The sequence below is a fragment of the Streptomyces sparsus genome (assembly GCF_054776295.1).
Genome location: NZ_BAAHCA010000653.1, coordinates 1 through 2,803, shown reverse-complemented (window position 1 = coordinate 2,803; position 2,803 = coordinate 1). Strand labels below are relative to the sequence as shown.

The 2,803-nt window shown below is 73.2% G+C and carries 3 protein-coding genes; 2 read left to right on the top strand and 1 reads right to left on the bottom strand.

Features of this window, described 5'->3' with window-relative positions; all coding sequences use genetic code 11:
* Positions 1-267: universal stress protein (locus tag ACYVE9_RS21695; protein ID WP_461029565.1), on the top strand; the 267-nt coding region annotated here is incomplete at its 5' end.
* 29 nt (positions 268-296) lie between these two features.
* A complete protein-coding gene (locus ACYVE9_RS21690; protein WP_461029564.1) occupies positions 297-2,033 on the top strand; it encodes a GAF domain-containing sensor histidine kinase in 1,737 nt (578 codons plus the stop codon).
* Positions 2,034-2,175: 142 nt separating this feature from the next.
* On the opposite strand, the gene ACYVE9_RS21685 is transcribed toward ACYVE9_RS21690, so the two are convergent.
* The gene (locus ACYVE9_RS21685; protein ID WP_461029563.1) at positions 2,176-2,688 is read right to left on the bottom strand and encodes a flavodoxin domain-containing protein; all 513 of its coding nucleotides are present in this window, start codon (positions 2,686-2,688) and stop codon (positions 2,176-2,178) included.
* Positions 2,689-2,803 lie beyond the last annotated feature (115 nt).

Below are 2,803 nucleotides of genomic sequence, written 5' to 3'. Positions count from 1 at the left end.
GGCCGATCGGACCGCTGCGCGCCCGTCGCCGGCACTGCCGGCGAGGCCCTGGCGCGGGCCTCGCGCTCCCACCCCGGGACCCCGGTGGAACGGCGGCACGTCGAAGCCTCGGCCAGGACCGCCCTGTTGGACGCCTCCTACGGGGCGGAGCTGCTGGTGGTGGGGGCTGAGCGGCAGAAGGGACGCAGGGGAATCGGCCTCTCCTCGCTGCATCACGCCATACTGCACCGCGCCCACTGCCCGGTGGCGGTGGTTCCTCTAGGCTGACGCTCCGGCGTCAACACCTGGAGGTACCCATGCCCGACGAGACGGGCCGTGGTCGGCCAGGAATGCGGCCCGGCCTGCCGCAGCTGCGGCTGGACCAGCTGCTCGACGAGCTCCAGGCCCGCCTGGACGCCGCCCGCACCACCCAGGACCGGATGCACAGCCTGCTGGAAGCGGTGCTGAGCGTCGGCCGCGAGCTGGACCTCGCCCAGGTGCTGCGGCGGATCGTGGAAGCCGCGGTCGCGCTCACCGACGCCGAGTTCGGGGCGCTCGGAGTCATCGGCGAGGAGCAGCGCCTCTCGGAGTTCCTCACGGTGGGCGTGTCCGAGGAGCAGGCCCGGCGCATCGGGCCGCTGCCGTCCGGCCACGGAATCCTCGGTGAGCTGATCCGCAACCCGGAGCCGCTGCGGCTCACCGACCTCCAGAAGCACCCGGCGAGCCACGGCTTCCCCGCCAACCACCCGCCGATGCGCAGCTTCCTGGGGGTGCCGATCCGGGTCCGGGACGAGGTGTTCGGCAACCTCTACCTCACCGAGAAGCACAACGGCGCCCAGTTCGACGCGGACGACGAGGCAGTCCTCACCACCCTGTCGGTCGCGGCGGGTGTCGCCATCGACAACGCGAGGCTCTACAAGCAGAGCCGGCTGCGGGAGAAGTGGCTGGAGGCCAGCGCGGAGATCTCCCGCAGCCTGCTCTCCGGGCTGAACTCCGACGCGGTGCTTCGCATGATCGCGCAGCACGCGCTCCAGCTCGCCCAGGCGGACTCGGCGTGTGTGCTGCTGCCGTCCGGCGAGCAGGGCTCGCTGCGCGTCGCCGTCGCCGAGGGCGCCGAGGCGGAGGCGCTGACCGGCCTCACCGTGCCTTTCGACGACACCCTGGCGAGCGTCGCCGCCCGCACCGGCAAGCCCAGCGTCACCGCGGACGTGCGCGGCTCCGGCCACGGCTACGCCTTCCCCGGCCTCCAGGACCCGCACGGCCCGACGGTCGCCGTCACGCTGTTCTCCCAGCAGGAGGACGCTCCGGGCGCGCTGCGACTGGCACGTCTGACGGGCCGACTCCCGTTCGACGACCACGAGGTGGAGCTGTTGTCGGCCTTCGCCACGCAGGCGGCGGTGGCGCTGGAGATGGCCCGGCACCGGGCCGAGTCGGACCAGCTGGCGCTGCTCCAGGACCGGGACCGCATCGCCCGCGACCTGCACGACCTCGCCATCCAGCGGCTTTTCGCGACAGGCATGACCCTGCAGAGCGTGGGCCGGTTGATCGACCACCCGGAGGCCGCCGAGCGCGTCACCCGCGCGGTGGACGACCTGGACGAGACCATCAAGATCATCCGTTCCACGATCTTCGCGTTGCGCTCCGACAGCCCCGGCTCGGGAAGCAAGGGGCTGCGGGGCCGCATCTCGGAGACGGTCAACGGCGCCTACCGCACGCTCGGCTTCACGCCCTCGCTGATCATGGAGGGCACGGTGGACACCGACGTGCCCGACGAGGTGGGCGGCGAACTGCTGGCGGTGCTCGCCGAGGCGCTCAGCAACACCGCCCGGCACGCCCGCGCCCGGCGCATGGAGGTGTCCGTCACCGTCGCCGACGAACTCGTCCTCACGCTCACCGACGACGGTGTGGGCGTCGGCGGCAGCCCGCACACCGGCGGGCTGAGGAACATGCGCAGCCGGGCCGAGCTGCTGGGCGGCTCGTTCACCGTCGAACCCGCGCTGGAGAACGGCACCGGCACCCACATCGAGTGGCGCGTGCCCCTCCCCCACTCCTGACCGGTACCGGGAGGCCCGAGCCCCCCGGGAGCCCCGAAGGCCGGTGTCACCTGCGGCGCCCGGCGGGTACCGGTACCGCCACGGTCTCCCTCCCTCTCAGGCGATGACGGTCTCGACGTGCGGCGGCTGCCGCAGCCCGGTGTCAGGCGTCACTGGACACCTCCGTCAGTCGCAGGGCGATGAGTTCCGCCCACGCCTCGACGTCCTCCCAGTCCCGGAAGTCGCCGTACTTGCCGCCCATCCAGCGGTAGACCCACCTGCCGACCAGGGAGAAGTGCCCGGGTTCCAGAACGCCGGGGAAGCGGTGGCGGTCGACGGGGTGCAGGTCCACGGGGCACCCGGGCATCCGCACCGGTTCGTCCGCGGCCCGGTCGAGCCTGCCGCCGGTGCGACCGGCGGCGCCGACGCTGAACAACCACACCGGCCGGTCGGACGGCGGGTCCAGCCGGCGCAGGAAGCCGGCCGTTTCCGGCAGCCAGGCGCCACGGTGGATCGCGCTGCCCAGCACGAGCGCGTCATAGTCCTCGGTCGTCGCCTCCGGGCCCATCTCCCGCACCTCGACCCGGTGGCCGTGGGCCTTCAGCGTGCCGGCGATCCGCCGGGCGATGCTGGTGGTGGAGCCGTACCGGCTCGCATAGCCGATCATGAGGCGCATGTCCGGCTCCTCTCGCTCAGCCGCGACGGGCGGGCGCAGGCGGCCCGTCGACGCGGACGGGCAGCACACCGCCGCCGACGTGCACACCGGGCGTCCGAGGCCGGGCCGCCGGTAC

Bases quoted from the DNA above. Each gene is read 5' to 3' on its own strand.
- ACYVE9_RS21690 (WP_461029564.1), top strand. From the start codon at position 297: ATGCCCGACGAGACGGGCCGTGGTCGGCCAGGAATGCGGCCCGGCCTG.
- ACYVE9_RS21685 (WP_461029563.1), bottom strand. From the start codon at position 2,688: ATGCGCCTCATGATCGGCTATGCGAGCCGGTACGGCTCCACCACCAGC.